General features: G+C 64.6%; 15 protein-coding genes and 2 pseudogenes. 10 read left to right on the top strand and 7 right to left on the bottom strand.

The window, feature by feature from the left end; all coding sequences use genetic code 11:
- Nucleotides 1-29: 29 nt before the first annotated feature.
- On the top strand, nucleotides 30-1,280 hold the full coding sequence (locus DEM27_RS12240) for an aminopeptidase (RefSeq protein ID WP_109458510.1): 1,251 nt from the start codon (nucleotides 30-32) through the stop codon (nucleotides 1,278-1,280).
- A gap of 27 nt (nucleotides 1,281-1,307) precedes the next feature.
- On the opposite strand, the pseudogene DEM27_RS12235 reads toward DEM27_RS12240, so the two are convergent.
- Nucleotides 1,308-2,202: pseudogene (locus DEM27_RS12235) on the bottom strand (EamA family transporter).
- A gap of 99 nt (nucleotides 2,203-2,301) precedes the next feature.
- Between DEM27_RS12235 and DEM27_RS12230 the strand changes: the two are divergent.
- Nucleotides 2,302-2,784, top strand: a complete 483-nt coding sequence (locus DEM27_RS12230; protein WP_109458509.1) for a MarR family winged helix-turn-helix transcriptional regulator — start codon at nucleotides 2,302-2,304, stop codon at nucleotides 2,782-2,784.
- Nucleotides 2,785-2,885: 101 nt separating this feature from the next.
- Here the strand turns inward: DEM27_RS12230 and DEM27_RS12225 are convergent.
- Nucleotides 2,886-3,086: pseudogene (locus tag DEM27_RS12225) on the bottom strand (NAD(P)H-dependent oxidoreductase); the annotation flags it as partial.
- Between the two features lie 2 nt (nucleotides 3,087-3,088).
- Nucleotides 3,089-4,702 (bottom strand): exodeoxyribonuclease VII large subunit, encoded by a 1,614-nt coding sequence (xseA, locus tag DEM27_RS12220; protein ID WP_109458508.1) that lies wholly within the window; start codon nucleotides 4,700-4,702, stop codon nucleotides 3,089-3,091.
- 280 nt (nucleotides 4,703-4,982) lie between these two features.
- On the opposite strand from xseA, the gene DEM27_RS12215 reads away from it, so the two are divergent.
- Both DEM27_RS12215 and DEM27_RS12210 read left to right on the top strand, forming a co-directional pair.
- Nucleotides 4,983-5,246, top strand: coding sequence for a spike base protein, RCAP_Rcc01079 family (locus tag DEM27_RS12215; protein WP_109458507.1), 264 nt, complete (start codon nucleotides 4,983-4,985; stop codon nucleotides 5,244-5,246).
- Nucleotides 5,246-6,553 carry a phage head spike fiber domain-containing protein gene (locus DEM27_RS12210; RefSeq protein ID WP_109458506.1) on the top strand — a complete coding sequence of 436 codons (1,308 nt, stop codon included), beginning with the start codon at nucleotides 5,246-5,248 and terminating at the stop codon, nucleotides 6,551-6,553. Before DEM27_RS12215 ends, DEM27_RS12210 begins: the two co-directional genes overlap by 1 nt.
- A gap of 47 nt (nucleotides 6,554-6,600) precedes the next feature.
- On the opposite strand, the gene DEM27_RS12205 is transcribed toward DEM27_RS12210, so the two are convergent.
- Nucleotides 6,601-8,451 carry a hypothetical protein gene (locus DEM27_RS12205; protein WP_109458505.1) on the bottom strand — a complete coding sequence of 617 codons (1,851 nt, stop codon included), beginning with the start codon at nucleotides 8,449-8,451 and terminating at the stop codon, nucleotides 6,601-6,603.
- 126 nt (nucleotides 8,452-8,577) lie between these two features.
- Between DEM27_RS12205 and DEM27_RS12200 the strand changes: the two genes are divergently transcribed.
- The 4 genes from DEM27_RS12200 to DEM27_RS12185 are packed head-to-tail and all read left to right on the top strand — an operon-like array spanning nucleotide 8,578 to nucleotide 10,984.
- A complete protein-coding gene (locus tag DEM27_RS12200; protein ID WP_109458504.1) occupies nucleotides 8,578-9,567 on the top strand; it encodes a glycosyltransferase in 990 nt (329 codons plus the stop codon).
- 19 nt (nucleotides 9,568-9,586) lie between these two features.
- Nucleotides 9,587-10,282: a class I SAM-dependent methyltransferase gene (locus DEM27_RS12195; protein ID WP_109458503.1), complete on the top strand. Its 696-nt coding sequence runs from the start codon at nucleotides 9,587-9,589 to the stop codon at nucleotides 10,280-10,282.
- A 10-nt stretch (nucleotides 10,283-10,292) separates the two neighbouring features.
- Nucleotides 10,293-10,655 carry a DMT family transporter gene (locus DEM27_RS12190; protein WP_109458667.1) on the top strand — a complete coding sequence of 121 codons (363 nt, stop codon included), beginning with the start codon at nucleotides 10,293-10,295 and terminating at the stop codon, nucleotides 10,653-10,655.
- Nucleotides 10,655-10,984 (top strand): GtrA family protein, encoded by a 330-nt coding sequence (locus DEM27_RS12185; protein ID WP_109458502.1) that lies wholly within the window; start codon nucleotides 10,655-10,657, stop codon nucleotides 10,982-10,984. Before DEM27_RS12190 ends, DEM27_RS12185 begins: the two co-directional genes overlap by 1 nt.
- 6 nt (nucleotides 10,985-10,990) lie before the next feature.
- Here DEM27_RS12185 and DEM27_RS12180 read toward each other — a convergent pair whose 3' ends face one another.
- Complete coding sequence (locus DEM27_RS12180) at nucleotides 10,991-11,977, bottom strand: Gfo/Idh/MocA family protein (protein WP_109458501.1); 987 nt, start codon at nucleotides 11,975-11,977, stop codon at nucleotides 10,991-10,993.
- 221 nt (nucleotides 11,978-12,198) lie between these two features.
- On the opposite strand from DEM27_RS12180, the gene DEM27_RS12175 reads away from it, so the two are divergent.
- Nucleotides 12,199-13,149, top strand: a complete 951-nt coding sequence (locus tag DEM27_RS12175; protein WP_109458500.1) for an aldo/keto reductase — start codon at nucleotides 12,199-12,201, stop codon at nucleotides 13,147-13,149.
- A gap of 72 nt (nucleotides 13,150-13,221) precedes the next feature.
- Here DEM27_RS12175 and DEM27_RS12170 read toward each other — a convergent pair whose 3' ends face one another.
- Nucleotides 13,222-13,881 (bottom strand): 2'-5' RNA ligase family protein, encoded by a 660-nt coding sequence (locus DEM27_RS12170; protein ID WP_109458499.1) that lies wholly within the window; start codon nucleotides 13,879-13,881, stop codon nucleotides 13,222-13,224.
- Between the two features lie 203 nt (nucleotides 13,882-14,084).
- Here DEM27_RS12170 and DEM27_RS12165 point away from each other — a divergent pair, with 203 nt between their 5' ends.
- On the top strand, nucleotides 14,085-14,639 hold the full coding sequence (locus DEM27_RS12165; protein ID WP_109458498.1) for a DUF922 domain-containing Zn-dependent protease: 555 nt from the start codon (nucleotides 14,085-14,087) through the stop codon (nucleotides 14,637-14,639).
- Nucleotides 14,640-14,660: 21 nt separating this feature from the next.
- On the opposite strand, the gene guaA is transcribed toward DEM27_RS12165, so the two are convergent.
- Nucleotides 14,661-16,223 (bottom strand): glutamine-hydrolyzing GMP synthase, encoded by a 1,563-nt coding sequence (guaA, locus tag DEM27_RS12160; protein WP_109458497.1) that lies wholly within the window; start codon nucleotides 16,221-16,223, stop codon nucleotides 14,661-14,663.
- Between the last annotated feature and the right edge of the window lie 135 nt (nucleotides 16,224-16,358).

Genomic DNA, 16,358 nt, shown 5'->3' with positions numbered 1-16,358 from the left:
GCGAAGCAGACAACAAAAGAAGGCCGTCCATGACCGTTTCCTCTTCGTCCCCCGTCGATCCCGTCAAACTCGAAAAGCTCGCGGAAACTGCCGTCCGGGTGGGCCTTCAGCTGCAGAAGGGGCAGGATCTCGTCGTGACCGCGCCGATCGCCGCCCTGCCGCTGGTACGGCTGATCACCAAGCATGCCTATCTTGCCGGCGCCGGCCTCGTCACCACCTTCTATGCAGACGAGGAGGCGACACTCGCCCGTTATCGCCATGCGCCCGACGAAAGTTTCGACAAGGCGTCCGGCTGGCTTTACGACGGCATGGCCAAGGCCTTTGCCAACGGTGCTGCCCGGCTGGCGATTGCCGGCGACAATCCGATGCTGCTGTCTGCCGAGGATCCGTCCAAGGTGGCGCGGGCAAACCGCGCCAATTCGATGGCCTACAAGCCGGCGCTGGAGAAGATCTCGAATTTCGACATCAACTGGAACATCGTCTCCTATCCCAACCCCTCCTGGGCGAAGCAGGTCTTTCCGGAGCTGGCCGAGGACGACGCGGTGCGCCGCCTGGCCGATGCCATCTTCGCCGCCTCGCGCGTCGATGTCGCCGATCCGATCGCCGCCTGGGCCGCCCATAATGCCGATCTCGGCAAGCGCTCCGCCTGGCTGAACGGAAAGCGGTTTTCCGCGCTGCATTTCACCGGTCCCGGCACCGATCTCACCGTCGGCCTTGCCGACGGCCACGAGTGGCATGGCGGCGCCTCGACGGCCAAGAACGGCATCACCTGCAATCCCAACATCCCGACGGAGGAGGTGTTCACCACGCCGCATGCCTTGCGGGTCGAAGGACACGTATCGAGCACCAAGCCGCTGTCGCACCAGGGCACGCTGATCGACGACATCCGCGTGCGTTTCGAGGCCGGCCGCATCGTCGAAGCCAAGGCGAGCCGTGGCGAGGAGGTGCTGAACAAGGTGCTGGATACCGACGAAGGCGCCCGGCGCCTCGGCGAAGTGGCGCTGGTGCCGCATTCCTCACCGATCTCGAAAAGCGGCATCCTGTTCTTCAATACGCTGTTCGATGAAAACGCCTCGTGCCACATCGCGCTCGGCCAGTGCTATTCGAAGTGCTTCCTCGATGGTGCCTCGCTCAGTCCGGATGAGATCGCCGCGCAGGGCGGCAATTCCAGCCTGATCCATATCGACTGGATGATCGGCTCCGGCGACGTGGATATCGACGGCGTCACGGCGGATGGCAGCCGCGTCGCCGTCATGCGCAAGGGCGAATGGGCGCAATAGAGGCATCGTCAATGGCAGGCCCGCGCCTCAGGCGGCGCGGCTGCCCGCCGGTTTGGCGCCAGCGGGCAGGCTTGCCTGCTGGCTTATCCACACGCTCGCCAGCACGGCGACGAAGCCGGCGATCTGCAGCGGCGTCAGGCTCTGCCCGAGCAGCAGCCAGCCGAGCAGGGTGGCGACGAGCGGGCTGAGGAAACCGAGCGACGCTGCCGCGGAAGGCTCGATGCGCGAGAGGCCGCGAAACCACAAGAGATAGGTGAAGGCCGCGCCGATCAGGCCGAGATAGGCCATGCCGAACACGTTTTCTGTCGTCGGCACCGGTGGCACCGGTTCCAGCCGCAACACGAGCGGGATCAGAAGCAGGCCGCCGGCCGTCAGCTGCCAGGCGGTGAAGGTGAGGCTGGAGACCGGCGGTTTCCAGTGGCGGGCCAGCACTGTGCCGAAGGCCATCGATACCGCACCGGCCAGCCCCGCCATGATGCCGATGGGATCGAGCGCTGCCCGAGGCGTCAGCACCAGCAGCGCGACGCCGAAAATGCCGGTCAGCCCCGCCACGACGGCGAGCGGCCGTATCTGTTTTGCCAGGACGAGGCGCGACAAAGCGATAACGATCAGCGGCTGCACGGCGCCGACAGTGGCGGCCACGCCACCGGGCAGCCGATAGGCGGAGACGAACAGCATCGCCCAGAAGAAGGAAAAATTGAGTGCGCCGAGCACGAAAGCCCGCCGCCACCAGATGCCATGCGGCAGTTGGCGGACGAGCAGCAGCAGCAGCAGGCCCGCCGGCAGGGCGCGCAGCAGCGACACGGTCAGCGGATAACCCGTCGGCAGGAAACTGGTGGTGACGTAATAGGTGCTGCCCCTGGATCGCCGGTGCGATGGCGGTCAGCAGGACGTCGGCGGCATATCCGGAATTTGTCTTCATCTCAATAATCTTGACTTCAAGATAAACTGCAGCATAGGCGTAAATATCTTGACGTCAAGATGTCCGGGTCTTATCGGAAAGGAACACCGAGGGCGGCAGATGGATCACGTCGACAGAATTCTGGACCAGTGGCGGCGCGAAAGGCCGGATCTCGACGTCACCGCGATGGGCATTCTTGGCCGGCTGAAGCGGCTTTCGACACATCTTTCCCGCGAGGTCGAAGCCGTGCTGCAGCAAAACGGTCTGTCGTCATCCAGCTTCGACGTACTGGCGACGCTGCGCCGCTCCGGCGCGCCCTATCGCCTGTCGCCGGGCGATCTCCTGGCGACGACCATGGTCACCTCGGGCACGATGACCAACCGCATCGACCAGCTGGAGAAAACCGGTCTGGTGGAGCGCGTGGTCAATCCGCAGGATCGCCGCAGCGTACTCATCGCCTTGACGGAAAAGGGCTTTTCCCTGGTGGAGAAGACGGTGACGGAGCATGTCGTCAACCAGAACCGGCTGGTCGAAAGTCTGCCGGCAGACGAGAAGGCCGCGCTCGACGGGCTGCTGCGCCAACTGCTGGCTGCGTTCGAGTGAAGCCGGAAATGCTCCAACTCTTTGTTTTTGCAACATTCCGTTGCCTAAGCGGTCCCGCTTCGGTCGGAAATACTCTAGATCTTCGACAGCGCCTGCCGGATCCGCTGCAGATGCGCCTTGCGTTTGGTGCTATGGTATCCGCGCCGCTCGGTTTCCGTCAGCCGCGGATCGAACCCCTCGCGATAGAGCTCGAGCATATCGACGCTATGGCCGCCGGCCTCCAGCGTCTCCTTCGCCGTGCGGGCGACGACGGCGGCAAAACTGTGTTCCAGCGGATGGGCGAAGACGAGAAGCAGGCGCATGATCAAAACAGGTTTCCCTGTTCCGGCGGTTTTTCGGGCGCGGCCGGTTTTGCGCTGCGCTTGCGGGACGGAGTAGGCGGCGTGTCGGCGGGCGGCAGCGGCGGGCCGGCTTCGCTGCCGGTGACGGCGTTGACACGGGCATCGGCGAACTGGATGGAGATCGCCGCGCTGGGGCCAAGTGCCGCTGCCCGCGACACCGGCCTGTCGTCGGCATCGCGGATCACCGCATAGCCGCGCAGCAGCACGTTCTTGTAGGACAGCGATTGCAGCACCCGGTCCTGCGCCAGCACATCGGCGCGCCAACGGCGAAGCTGGTGGGCGAGCGTGCTGTCGGCATGGCGCGTCAGGTTGGACAGCCGGTCGCGGAAGCGCGCCACCTGCGTATCGAGGCGGGCCGGCACCAGCCCGAGCACGGCATCCGCCCGCTTCAGCCGGGAGTTTAGTTCGGCGGTGCGGCGCTCGATGAACCGCTCGATACGGACCATCCGCTCGTTCACCTGCTGGCGGCGCTCGTTGATGCGACCCGTCAACAGCTCCGGCCGCAGATGGGCGGCGAACCGCTCGAAGCCGCGGCGTTTGTTGATGGTGTTCAGCGACAGGCCACGTCCCAGGCCCACGGCAGCCTCGTCGAAGCGACGGCGCGGCAAGGCGAGCAACTGGTCGAGCGAGGGCAGCGCCCGCACCAGCGAACGGAGGTTCTGGCGGCGCTGGTCCATGTGGCGGCCGGTGCCGCCCTGCAGCCGGGCAGAGAGCGCCGCAAGCTGCGACTGCAGCTCGGCCTTCACGGGCACGGCCATTTCCGCCGCCCCGGTCGGCGTCGGTGCACGCACGTCGGCGGCATAATCGATCAACGTCCAGTCGGTCTCGTGGCCGACGGCCGAAATCAGCGGGATGCGACTTTCGGCCGCCGCCCGGACGACGATCTCGTCGTTGAAGCTCCAGAGGTCTTCGAGGCTGCCGCCGCCACGGGCGACGATCAGCACGTCCGGCCGCGGAATGGCGCCATCGGGCGACAGCGCGTTGAAACCGTGGATCGCATTGGCGACCTCCTGGCCGGAGCCTTCGCCCTGGACTTTTACCGGCCAGAGCAGCACCCGCACCGGAAAGCGGTCGGAAATACGGTGCAGGATATCGCGAATGACCGCCCCGGTCGGCGAGGTGACGACGCCGATGACCCGCGGCAGAAACGGCAGGCGCCGCTTGCGTTCGGGATCGAACAGGCCCTCGGCGGCAAGCTTGCGCTTGCGCTCCTCGATCAGCGCCATCAGCGCGCCGGCGCCGGCCGGTTCCAGGCTTTCGATGACGATCTGGTATTTCGACGAGCCCGGAAAGGTGGTGACCTTGCCGGTGGCGATGACCTCCATGCCCTCTTCCGGCCGGAACTTTAGCCGGCTCATCGTGCCTTTCCAGATGACGGCGTCGATGCGCGCACGGTCGTCCTTCAGCGAAAAATAGGCGTGGCCGGAGGAATGCGGGCCGCGATAGCCGGAAATCTCGCCGCGCACCCGCACCTGGTCGAATGCCGTTTCCACCGTGCGCTTGATCGAGCCGGAAAGTTCCGAAACGCTGTATTCGGTCAGGTTCGATGGGGTGTCGACGTCGAAGAGATTGGCCATGGCGCGATCCTAGCCGATGACGGCGCCGCGGTCAGCAGCAAACCTCCGCTCCATCCGCCTCTTCCCCGAAAAAGCAGGAGAGGATGATTTTGCGCGGCATGGCTCGCGCCTTGACGGTCCGCTCTCCGCATGACTGGCCCTCCAGTTCCAGCATCGTCAAAGGCTTGGCATGGCATTTGACCGGAAACATCGGGTCGCGTGTCAAAAAGATCGTCCCCGCCGATCCCCGCGCCGCCGGCGGAACGCATCATGGGGAACCGTCATTTCCAAGGAGTTTCCGATGGCCGACCGTTTTGCCAATACCCAACCTTCGCTGTCCGGGCCCGCAAGCTCGGGTTTTTCGATCACGCCGAACGATGCGACCGATCTCGCCGAGACGGTCCGGGCGCTTTATGTCGGCGGCGGTGGCAACCTCAGCGTCACGATGCTGTCGGGTGAGGTGGTGACGCTGGCCAATGTGTTTGCCGGTTCGATCCTGCCGTTGCGGGCGGTGCGCGTGCGCGCCACCGGCACCACCGCCACCGACATCGTGGGCCTGGTCTGATGGTGGTCGATGCTCAGATCTCGTTGACCGGTTGCGGGCGCCCGTTGCCCTTCTGGGCGCTGCCGGGGGCCCTTGCCGCCGATATCGCCGGCGGGCCGGCCAAACCGCCGGCTTTCGCCTTCGATGCACGGCGCAACGCCTGCGTCCTGACCGGCCTCGCGCCGGCAAGCATTGCAGCGGCCACGGCCGCCGCAATCGGCGATGCGGTGCGCCCCGTCGCCTTCGCCGATCTTTTCTTGTTCAGCCGCGCCGGGACGGCCACCTATCTCGATTCGGATGGCACGATCAGGACGGCAGCCGCCGACACGGCGCGCTTCGACTGGTCGCACGGCAGCCGCCAGTTGCTGGTCGAGGCGCAGGTCGCCAATCTGCTGCTGCAGTCGCGCAATCTCGCCGCCTCGCCCTGGACCGCCGTCGACATGGCGGCGGTTCGCGGCCAGCCGAGCCTTTTCGGCGATGGCGATGCTTTCCGGCTGACCGGTGCCTCCACGGATGCCCGGTATTCCCAGTCGGTTTCGGTCACGTCCGGCCAGACCTATTGCTTCTGGGCCTGGATGAAACCCAGAACGGCGGCGCAATCGCGGTTGCGAGCCTATGACGGCGCCAATGCCGCCGGCTACGAAATCACTGTCAGCTGGGCCAGCCGCACGGCCGCGAGCACCGGCAGCGGCTCGGCTACGCCGTTCGTCACCGCCTTTCCCGGCGGTTATTACCGTGTCGGCTTCAGTTTTACGCCGGCCGGCACGGCGCTGCAGCTGCAGATGTTCAGCGGCGCCGGCACGGTGGACTTCGACGGCGCGCAGCTGGAAAGCGGCTTGTCGCCGTCGTCCTACGTGCCGACGACGACGGCGTCCGTCACACGCAGCGGCGATGTCTGCCGGTTCTCGCCGACTGGCGAAGCGGTGTTGCAGCGCGCCGCTGCCGGCGTCGTCATCCGCGGGCAGGGCATGCGCGGGGCGTTCGGCGCCATTGTCGGCGGAACCGCGATGTCGCGGCTCGTCGGCTTCAACAGCACGCAGAACAGCATCGTTTTCGGCGCGAGCAGCATCGTCACGCTGGCGTCAGCGGCCGCTCCCCTGCCGCCCTTCGGTGTTGCTGCCGCCTGGAGCGGATCGGGCAAGGCGGGGTCCTACAACGGAGCAACGGTGCAGAATACCGCGGTTGCGCTCGATACGACCCTGACGAAGAGTTATCTCGGCCGCGCCGAGAGCGGCAATGTCTCTTCCGGCCACTATGATTTCATTGCGCTCTATCCGTTCCGCATGGCGGATGCGGCGCTGCCGGCCAAGGCGGTGGCGCATCTGTGAACCCGCCCCGCGCGTCGCGTCCGGCCCCGGGGCCGGGCGCGATCGGATCATTTCTCTTCCGGCAGCACGCGGTAAAGCGTGAGGTCGGAACCTTCGGCTGCCGGCAGTGCCTCCAGATAAGCGGGAATGTTTCCGCGCGCCAGGTCCGCGTATAGTCCCCGCGGCTCCAGTTCGGCAAAATGGTGCGTCTGCCAGTCGCCGGCGCAATAGGCAATCACGGTGACGCCGGCGCCGCGCAGGAAGGACTCGGCCTGCTGCGGATTGGAAAGGCCGATATACATCTCGGTCAGAATGCCGCCCTGGTTGCGGTGATAGGGCGCAGAGAGGATGCGGTGCGGCGTAAAGCGCAGCATCGCGGCGCCAAATTCGATGGACGACGCCACGACACCCGGTTCCAGTGCCGAGAGCTGGGCCAGCGCCGCCTGCGACGAGCAACGCGGGCCGGGTTTCGTTTCGGCAAGGGGCGAGTGTTCGACAAGGCCTTTGACCCCCTGGGCGCCGAGAACGCCGCCGAGCCCCCAGGCGGAGGGCACGCAGAGAAACGCCGTGACGATATAGACGAAACCCGCCCCCATGTTTTCCGGGTCGGCATTGGCGATGCGGCGGATCTCCATCAAGAGCAGCGCGAGCGGCAGGATGGCAAGGAGATTGGCAAAGGCCGCGCCGCGCACCTGGAACATCGCCACGGCGACGCCGACCAGCAGCAGGGCTCCGAGTACGGCATGCATTTCAACCCGGTCCCGCCGCCAGATGCGGAAGGCGCAGACGGCCAGCGCAAACAGGCCCGTTCCGTAAAAACCGCCGACCGAGCCGGGATCCAGTCTTATCAGCCTGAAGAGCGATTGCGCTTCGCTGACATTGGAAAGCCACAGGTTGGCGATCATCGGATCGAGGTCGCTCAAAGGATTGCCGAGGCATTGCGGCGCCAGCGTCACCAGCGCGCTGAGCACCATGATGCCGGAGGCGCCGAGCACCGTCAGCCGCATCGGCATGGAAAAGCCGTTGGCGGCATAGGTCGAGGCAAACAGCATGGTGGCGCCGACCGAGGTCAGGCCGTAGAAGCCGAGCGACAGGCTGTCGCAGGTCACCAGCCCATAGAGGCCGGGCGGCACCGTCGAAAAGAAGGCGACGGACATGCCGATGACGAGCGCGATGCAGAAGGCGCGCGTCGGGCGGGCGATGTCGGCGCCATGCCAGGCCCAGAGCCCGGCGACGATCAGGCAGGCGACGGCGACATGCGGCACCGTCTCGACGCCGACGGCAATCGCCAGCGCGACCGCAAGCCCGGCAATCGCAAAACTCGCCGGCCGGCGCTCAGGATCGACCAGCATGGCGGCGACGATCGCCATCAGCAGCAGCTGGACATTGTGGTGGTCGATGGCGCCCGGCAGGAAACGGTTGCCGGTGACCAGGTAGATGGCGGTCAGCCCCATCGCCGCATGCATCACCGCCGTGCCGCCGATCCGCCGGCCGGCAAGCCCCATGACAAAAAGCAGGCAGACACCGAGGCCCATCGGCCAGGCGGCAAGCGCTGCGGCTTCCGCTGCCGTGTGCGGCAGGAACAGGTCGAAGAACGAGATCAGGTTGGCGATCGGCAGGTCGACGAGCCGCGACCAGTGCATCGGCGTCCCGTCTTCGAGGCCAAGCCTGTACTGCTGCATGTCGAACCAGTTCTGGCCGGCCAGCAAGTCGCGCACTTCGACGAGCCGCATGGCATCGTCATTGTCGGCGCCGACATAGTCGTGGGAGCCCGGCATGTTCAGCGCGGCGAGCACGAGCATGGTGATAATGCCGTAAAGGACCACGGCAAAACGCAACTGGGCGAGCAGGTGCCCGGATGCCGTGCGTGAAGCCGCACCCCGGCCGGCGGTTTCCGTCGTCAGTGCCGCATTCGCCATGCTGCCCGTCCTTTAACGCGATACAAGAAGGTGACGGAAACCATGCCTTAACCTTCTCAAGAAATAGTAAAATCCGAATGCGGCGCGCAGTTTGCCGATGGTTTTCTTGAGTTGCGGGTAGAAATCATGGTTGTTGCTGACGCCGAGGGCCTGGATATCGCGGTACTCCTGCCCTGCTACAACGAGGCGGGCACGATCGCCGCCGTCGTGCGCGGCTTTCGCGAGGCGCTGCCGGAGGCCCGCATCTACGTCTACGACAACAATTCCGTCGACGGCACGGCGCTACAGGCGATGCTGGCCGGCGCCACCGTGGTGCGCGAACGGCGGCAGGGCAAGGGCAATGTCGTGCGCCGCATGTTCGCCGACATCGAGGCCGACGTCTACCTGATGGCCGATGGCGACGGCACCTATTCGCCAGACGATGCCGAAGACCTGATCCGCACGCTCCTGACCGAGGGGGCCGACATGGTGGTCGGCACCCGCCGCGGCGTGCATGCCGATGCCGGGCGCCAGGGCCATGCGATCGGCAACCGGCTGTTCAACCGTCTCTACCGCATGATCTTCGGCAGCGATTTCACCGATATCTTCTCCGGCTACCGCGCCTTCTCGCGCCGCTTCGTCAAGAGTTTTCCCGCCGTTTCCGCCGGTTTCGAGATCGAGACGGAAATGTCGGTGCATGCCTCGCGGCTGAAACTGCCGGTGAGCGAACTGGAACTCGATTACGGCCGGCGGCCGGAGGGTTCGCATTCGAAACTGTCGACCTTTCGGGATGGCGCAAAAATCCTCTGGATGTTCGCCATGCTGATGAAGGAAACGCGGCCCTTCGCCTTTTTCGGCGCGCTCAGCGTCGCCTTCATGGCGACGAGCACCGTGTTCATGACGCCGGTGCTGCTCGAATATTTCGCCACCGGCCTGGTGAACCGCCAGCCGACCTGGGTTCTGTCCATGGCGCTGATGATGATTTCCTTCATGATGTTTACTGCCGGCACCATCCTCGATTCCGTCGCCAGGGGCCGGGCGGAGCAGATGCGCATCCATTACATCAGCCTGCCGGTCGGCCGGCTGCGGCCATCCGCCGCCAGGCCTGCTGCCGATAAAACGGTGAGGGCGGCCTGATCGGCCTCGGAGCGCAACGATGAACAGGGAAACCACCAACCGCATCCGCTTCGTCATCGAAGACGTCATGCCGCCGATCCTGCGCGATTCCGCCGCCTTCCGCTGGATGGCGCGCCTCGCCTGGGGTGACCACATCAATCATCTCGCCCGCTTCCGCGAACGGGCGCCGTTCCTGACCGAAGCCGAATACGAAACGCTCTACCGCAACCATCCGCGGGTTCACCAGGGCACCGACAATTCCGCCGCCACCATCCGCCGTATCAACGCCTCCGTGGTCGGCGACAGCCTCTGCGATGTCGGCTGCGGCACCGGCGCGCTGCTCAGCCACATCCAGGCGGCGCATCCGGCGCTTTCGCGCCTGACCGGCGTCGATTTTGTCGTCGAGGACGCGGCGGCCTTGCCGGGCATCGAATATGTCGCCGCCAAGATCGAGTCCCTGCCCTTTGCCGACGGCGAGTTCGATACCGTGGTCTGCACCCATGTCATCGAGCATCTGCTGGACTACCGGCAGGCGATCGCGGAATTGAGGCGCATCGCACGCCGACGGCTGATCATCGTCGTGCCGCGGGAGCGGGAATACCGCTACACCTTCAATCCGCACTTCAACTTCTTCCCCTACACGCATTCCTTCCTGCGCGCCGTCCATCCGGTGCCGGCGGTGCACGAATGCATCGATATCGGCCGCGACATTTTTTATTGCGAAGACCGGGCTTGAGGAGCGGATGATGTTCTTGTCGCTGCCAGTCGGCACATGGGTGGGACTTCTGGGTACGCCGCTGCTGATCGCGGCCGGCCAGGTGCTGTTCAAGCTGACCAGCACGTCGGCCGGTGATTTCAGCATGCGCGGCCTGTTGCAGCTGGCCTTCAATCCGCTGCTGCTTGCCGCCCTGGCTCTCTACGGGTTCGGCACGCTGGTCTGGATCTACGTGCTGAAATCGGTGCCGCTGACGATCGCCTATTCCTTCATGGGGCTGACATTCTGCTTCGTGCCGCTTCTGGCGCAGATCTTTCTGGGCGAGGCCGTGACATTGCGGTATGCCGTCGGCGCCGTGTTGATCGTCGCCGGCATGATCGCGATCAACGCCTGATGCGCCTTGCCCGTTTCACCGCTGCCCTGATCGCCGGTTTCCTGCTCGAGGTTTTGGTGCTGCACCTGTTGCATGGGGCAAGCGGCGGCCCGGCGTTCCTGGCCGGCCTTGCCGCGCTCGCCGCCGCCATGGCGGTCATGTGGGTCATCGGCGAGGGCCGGAGAGCGCGTTATCTCCTGCTCACGACGGCGCTGTTCGGTTACGGCCTGTTTGCCGCCCTTGTGTTCGGCTCACCGGACATACAGCCGGTGACGGCGCGCCTCCTGTCGTCGCTGGCCGCCATCGCCTTTGCGCTGTTCGGTTACGCCCGCTTCGTCAGCCGGGATTGAGACGGCTCAGACCGTCTCCCAGCCGTCCTTCTCGCTGGCGCGATAGATGGCGTCGATGACCTTCTGGTTCAGCTTGGAGCTTTCGAGCGTCACCACTTCCTGGTCCTCGCCGCGCGCCGCGCGGGCGAAAGCCTCGGCTTCGCACTTGTACTGACGGCTGTCCTGGAAGCGGAAAACGCGGGATTCGTTGTGGTTGCGGTTGGCGAGCTCGATCTCCTCGGCGCCGTAGCGGTCGGCGTTGAACGGCGACTTCACCTCGATGTAGCCCTCGGTGCCGTGGAACACCATCACCTGGCGATGGGCGAGCTGGGTGGAGATGTAGAAGGTCAGCTCGAAATCACCGAAATCGGCCTTGACGCTGGAATAGATGTCGGTGCCGAATTCCGGGTCGCGCTCGGTCACCGCCTGGATGCGCTTCGGCTCCTTGCCGGTGACGAAGCGGGTGCTGATCGTCGGGTAGACGCCGATATCGGGCAGGCCGCCGCCGCCGAGCGACGGCACGTTGCGCATGTTGCCGGGATCGCGGTTGAAATAGGTAAATGCGCCCTGCACATGTTTGAGCGAGCCGATCGCGCCGTCCTTGATCAGCTCTCGCACCTTCAGCCAGACCGGCGCATAGGTCACCATGTAGGCTTCGGTCACCAGCACGTTGTTGCGGTCGCGGGCTTCGATCAGGACATCGATCTCGTCGGCATTCAGCGCCAGCGGCTTTTCCACCAGCACGTGCTTGCCGGCATCGGCCGCCTTGACCGACCACTCGACATGCTGCGAGGTCGGCAGCGGAATATAGACGGCGTCGATCGCGTCGGAGGCCAGCATCTCCTCGTAGGAACCGAAGGCGTGCGGCACGGAAAACCGGTCGGCCATTTCGCGCGCCCTTGCAAGGTCGCGGCTGGCGATGGCGGTCACCACGCAGTTTTCGGCATCCTGGATGGCAGGCACCACGAGTTCGCGGCCGATCTTGGCGGTGGACAGAATTCCGAAGCGCAGCATGTTTTCATCTCCCTGGCTGGTCTTTGGCCGCACCATAGGCAGGGGCAGGGGGTGATGCAATGGCGGCCGGATATCGCCGGGCGCTTTCAGAGGTCAAGCCCTTTCGCAGGCCAAGCCCCTTTCATAGGAAAGAGAATGGCATTCGGCGACATGCGCCGCTAGTCTGCTGAAGCCCGGCGTCGCCGGGTCTTTCAGTCCGTTATCATCCTGGAGTTTTCATCATGGAATTGCGTCCCCTTGGGCGAACCGGCGTCAAGATCGCCCCGCTGGTGTTCGGCGGCAATGTTTTCGGCTGGACGGCCGACGAAAAGACGTCTTTCGACCTGCTTTCCGGCTTCTTCGACGCCGGCTTCAACACCGTCGACACCGCGGATGTCTATTCGTCCTGGGCACCGGGCAACAAGGGCGGCGAGTCGGAAACGCTCATCGGCAAGTGGCTGAAGAGCGGCGCGGTGTCGCGCGACAAGGCGATCATCGTCACCAAGGTCGGCTCCGATCTCGGCGAGGGCCGCAAGGGCCTGTCGCAGAAATGGATCGTGCAGGCCGTCGAGGATTCGCTGAAGCGTCTGCAGACGGATTACATCGACCTCTATTTGTCGCACTGGCCGGATGCCTCGGTTCCCTACGAAGAAACGCTGGCCGCCCATACGAAACTGAAGGAACAGGGCAAGATCCGCGCTATCGGCGGCTCCAACCTCGATGCCGCGCAGTTGCAGGCGTCACTCGATGCGGCCGCGAAAAACGGCCTGGCGCGCTACGACGTGCTGCAGCCGGAATACAATCTCTACGACCGTGCCGGCTTCGAGGGCGCGCTGGCCGACCTCTGCCGCGCGGAAGAGATCGGCGTCATCACCTATTTCAGCCTGGCTTCCGGCTTCCTCAGCGGCAAATACCGCACGAAGGACGACACGGCGGGCAAGGCGCGCGGCAGCGACGTCGAGAAATATCTCGACGACAAGGGCCAGCGCATCCTGGCGGCCCTGGATCAGGTGGCGGCCGAAACCGGCGCGAAACACGCGGAAATCGCCCTCGCCTGGCTGATGGCCAAGCCGGTGGTGACCGCGCCGATCGCCAGCGCCACCAGCCTGCCGCAACTCGAAAGCCTGGTGAAGGCGGCCAGCCTCACGCTCTCGGCAGACGCGATTGCCCTGCTCGACAAGGCCGGCGTATAAATTCGGGGAGCAAGGTTCGGCGGCAGAACTGCCGCCGAACGTCACGCCAACTCTCCGGCCTGCCTTTCGGTGTCAGCCATGGTCCAGCGACAGCGGCCAGTCACCGTGATTGACATACCGCGTCTGGCCATAAAAACTTTCGATCAGGCGAAAGCCACCGGCTCCCCAGACGATCGGTTCGTCCAGCCACCGGGTCTCGATCGGCGTCTGCCGCTGGTGATAAAACAACGTCATGTGAGGCGTGAAGCCGCCGGGCTTCGAGGAAATCACACCGGCTTCCGAAAGCACCTCGACCACCTGTTGCTGCAAAAACGACAAGGCATCGTTGGATTGGCTGCTGCACAGCACCAATGCTCTCTGCCCGTTCCTGACACGAAAATCGACGGCATGGTCCAGCCTGGCCTCGAAATCCGGGGCAACAAGTCTGGACAGGGCCTCGCTGGCTCCAAAGAGTACCGGATGCGGCGTCTTCAGGTAATCACCGATGAAGCAGAGGGTCACATGGAGAATGCGCGGCGGTCGCAGACTGGCCGCCAATCGTTGCTCATGGCTGATATTTTCGGCGACGGAGCAAGCCTTGGCGGCAGCCTGCATGCCCGGCATCAGGGCAACGAAGATCCGTTGCGGAGCGGTTTTTTCCGGCAGGTGCGGCGGCGGCTTCCGCTCGCCGACACCCGGCAAAAGCATCTCCTGCTGTCCGGTGGCGGATCGGCGGCTGGATTTTCTGGGCATGACGCGTGACCTTCCTGGGAAAGGGGCCCAGCATAGCGGCGGTCCGACATGTGTAAAGAACAAAAAGTGAACATGTGTGTGTGAAATACCTCGCCGCCTCGATTGAAAGACGGCCGTTCGCCCTTTAGGTTCGCCGCGATCTTGACGATGTCCCGAGGGTTCCCGTGAAAATAAACCGCTATGGTCTGCTCGTGCCTTTTCTGATGGTGTTGCCGAACGCCGCGCTGGCCGAATGGCAGGCGGTGGAACAGGTGAAGACCTATTCGATATCGGGGCAATCCGGCGCCACACTTTATCAATCGATCGGCGAACGCGGCCCGAATGTCGGCGTCGGCGGGCGGGTCATCGCCCACACCACCTTCAAGCTGACTTGGACGCGGAAATATGAAACGCGCGACAATGCCTGCGTGCTCGCCACGGCGCGGCCGAAGCTGATCATCACCTATACGCTGCCGAAGCCGGCCGGCAGCCTGCCGGAGGGACTGCGCCAAAGATGGGAGATCTTCATAGACGGCGTCGCCGCGCATGAGCGCGTCCACGGCGAGACGATCAAGGCGATGGTGCGCAAGATCGAGGCCGCCACCGTCGGGCTGACCGTTCCCGACGATCCGGGCTGCCGCAAGATCAAGGCGGAGATGAATACGCGGCTCGGCGGGCTTTCCCAGGCCCAGCGCCAGGAGGGCCGCGATTTCGACCGCGTCGAACTCAGCCCCGGCGGCAACGTCCACAACCTTATCCTGCAACTCGTCAACGACTGACGGCGCTGCCGGGAAGACCGGTCATTCCCACTCGATGGTGCCCGGTGGCTTGGACGTCACGTCATAGACGACGCGGTTGATGCCGCGCACTTCGTTGATGATGCGGGTGGCGGCGCGGCCGAGGAATTCCATGTCGTAGTGATAGAAATCCGCTGTCATGCCGTCGACCGAAGTAACGGCGCGGAGGGCGCAGACGAATTCGTAGGTGCGGCCGTCGCCCATGACGCCGACGGTCTGCACCGGCAGGAGCACGGCGAAGGCCTGCCAGATGGCGTCGTAGAGGCCGGCCTTGCGGATTTCGTCGAGATAGATCGCATCCGCCTCGCGCAGGATCTCCAGCTTCTCGCGGGTGATGCCGCCGGGGCAGCGGATGGCGAGGCCGGGACCCGGGAAGGGATGGCGGCCGATGAAGCTGTCGGGCAGGCCGAGTTCGCGGCCGAGCACGCGCACCTCGTCCTTGAACAGTTCGCGCAGCGGTTCGACCAGCTGCATGTTCATGCGATCCGGCAGGCCGCCGACATTGTGGTGGCTCTTGATGGTAACCGAAGGGCCGCCGGTGAAGGAGACGCTTTCGATGACGTCGGGATACAGCGTGCCCTGCGCCAGGAATTCGGCGCCGCCGAGCTTCTTGGCTTCTTCCTCGAACACCTCGATGAACAGCCGGCCGATGGTCTTGCGTTTGGTTTCGGGATCGCTCTCGCCTTCCAGCGCCGAAATGAAGCGGTCGGACGCATCGACATGCAGCAGGTGCAGATTGTAGTGCTCGCGGAACATGGCGACGACATCGGCCGCCTCGTTCTTGCGCATCAGGCCGTGATCGACGAGGATGCAGGTCAGCTGCTCGCCAACCGCCTCATGGATCAGGAGGGCGGCGACGGAACTGTCGACGCCGCCGGACAGGGCGCAAATGACGCGCTTGTTGCCGACCTGGTTGCGGATCGCTTCGACGGCGCGGGCACGATAGGCCGACATCGTCCAGTCGCCTTTCAGGCCGGCGATGTTATGGACGAAGTTGGCGATCAGCTTGGCGCCGTCGGGCGTGTGCACCACTTCCGGGTGGAACTGCACGGCGTAATATTTCTTCGCCTCGTTGGCGATGAAGGCATAAGGTGCGTTGGCGGAGGTCGCGACGACCTCGAAACCTTCCGGCAGCGCCGTGACGCGGTCGCCGTGGCTCATCCACACCTGGTGACGCGAGCCGAGCGACCAGACGCCGTCGAACAGGGCGCAATCCTTCTCGACTTCGAGGAAGGCACGGCCGAATTCGCGGTGATGGCCGCTTTCCACCTTGCCGCCGAGCTGCATGCACATGGTCTGCTGGCCGTAGCAGATGCCGAAAATCGGCAGGCCGCTGTCGAAGATCGCCTGCGGCGCCCGCGGCGACCCTTCATCGACCGTCGAGGCCGGTCCGCCGGACAGGATGATCGCCTTCGGCTTCAGCCGGGCAAAACCTTCTTCGGCGGATTGGAACGGCACGATTTCGCAATAAACGCCGGTTTCGCGCACGCGCCGGGCGATGAGCTGCGTGACCTGGCTGCCAAAATCGATGATGAGGACGGTGTCGGACGGTGCTGTCTGGGTCATGGCGAGCCTTTAAAGAAAAGTACCACGGCATGCAATTGCCGGAACGGATTTATATTGTCCTGATTGTGCCGAAAAAGCGGTGGTCTGCCGCTTGTTTCACGCCCTTCCGAACGCAAATCCGCACCGCATTTTGCC

This window comes from Rhizobium album, assembly GCF_003122325.1.
Classification (GTDB): domain Bacteria; phylum Pseudomonadota; class Alphaproteobacteria; order Rhizobiales; family Rhizobiaceae; genus Metarhizobium; species Metarhizobium album.
The sequence above is the reverse complement of the archived record's forward strand: the minus strand, read 5'-3'. Positions and strand labels throughout refer to the sequence as shown.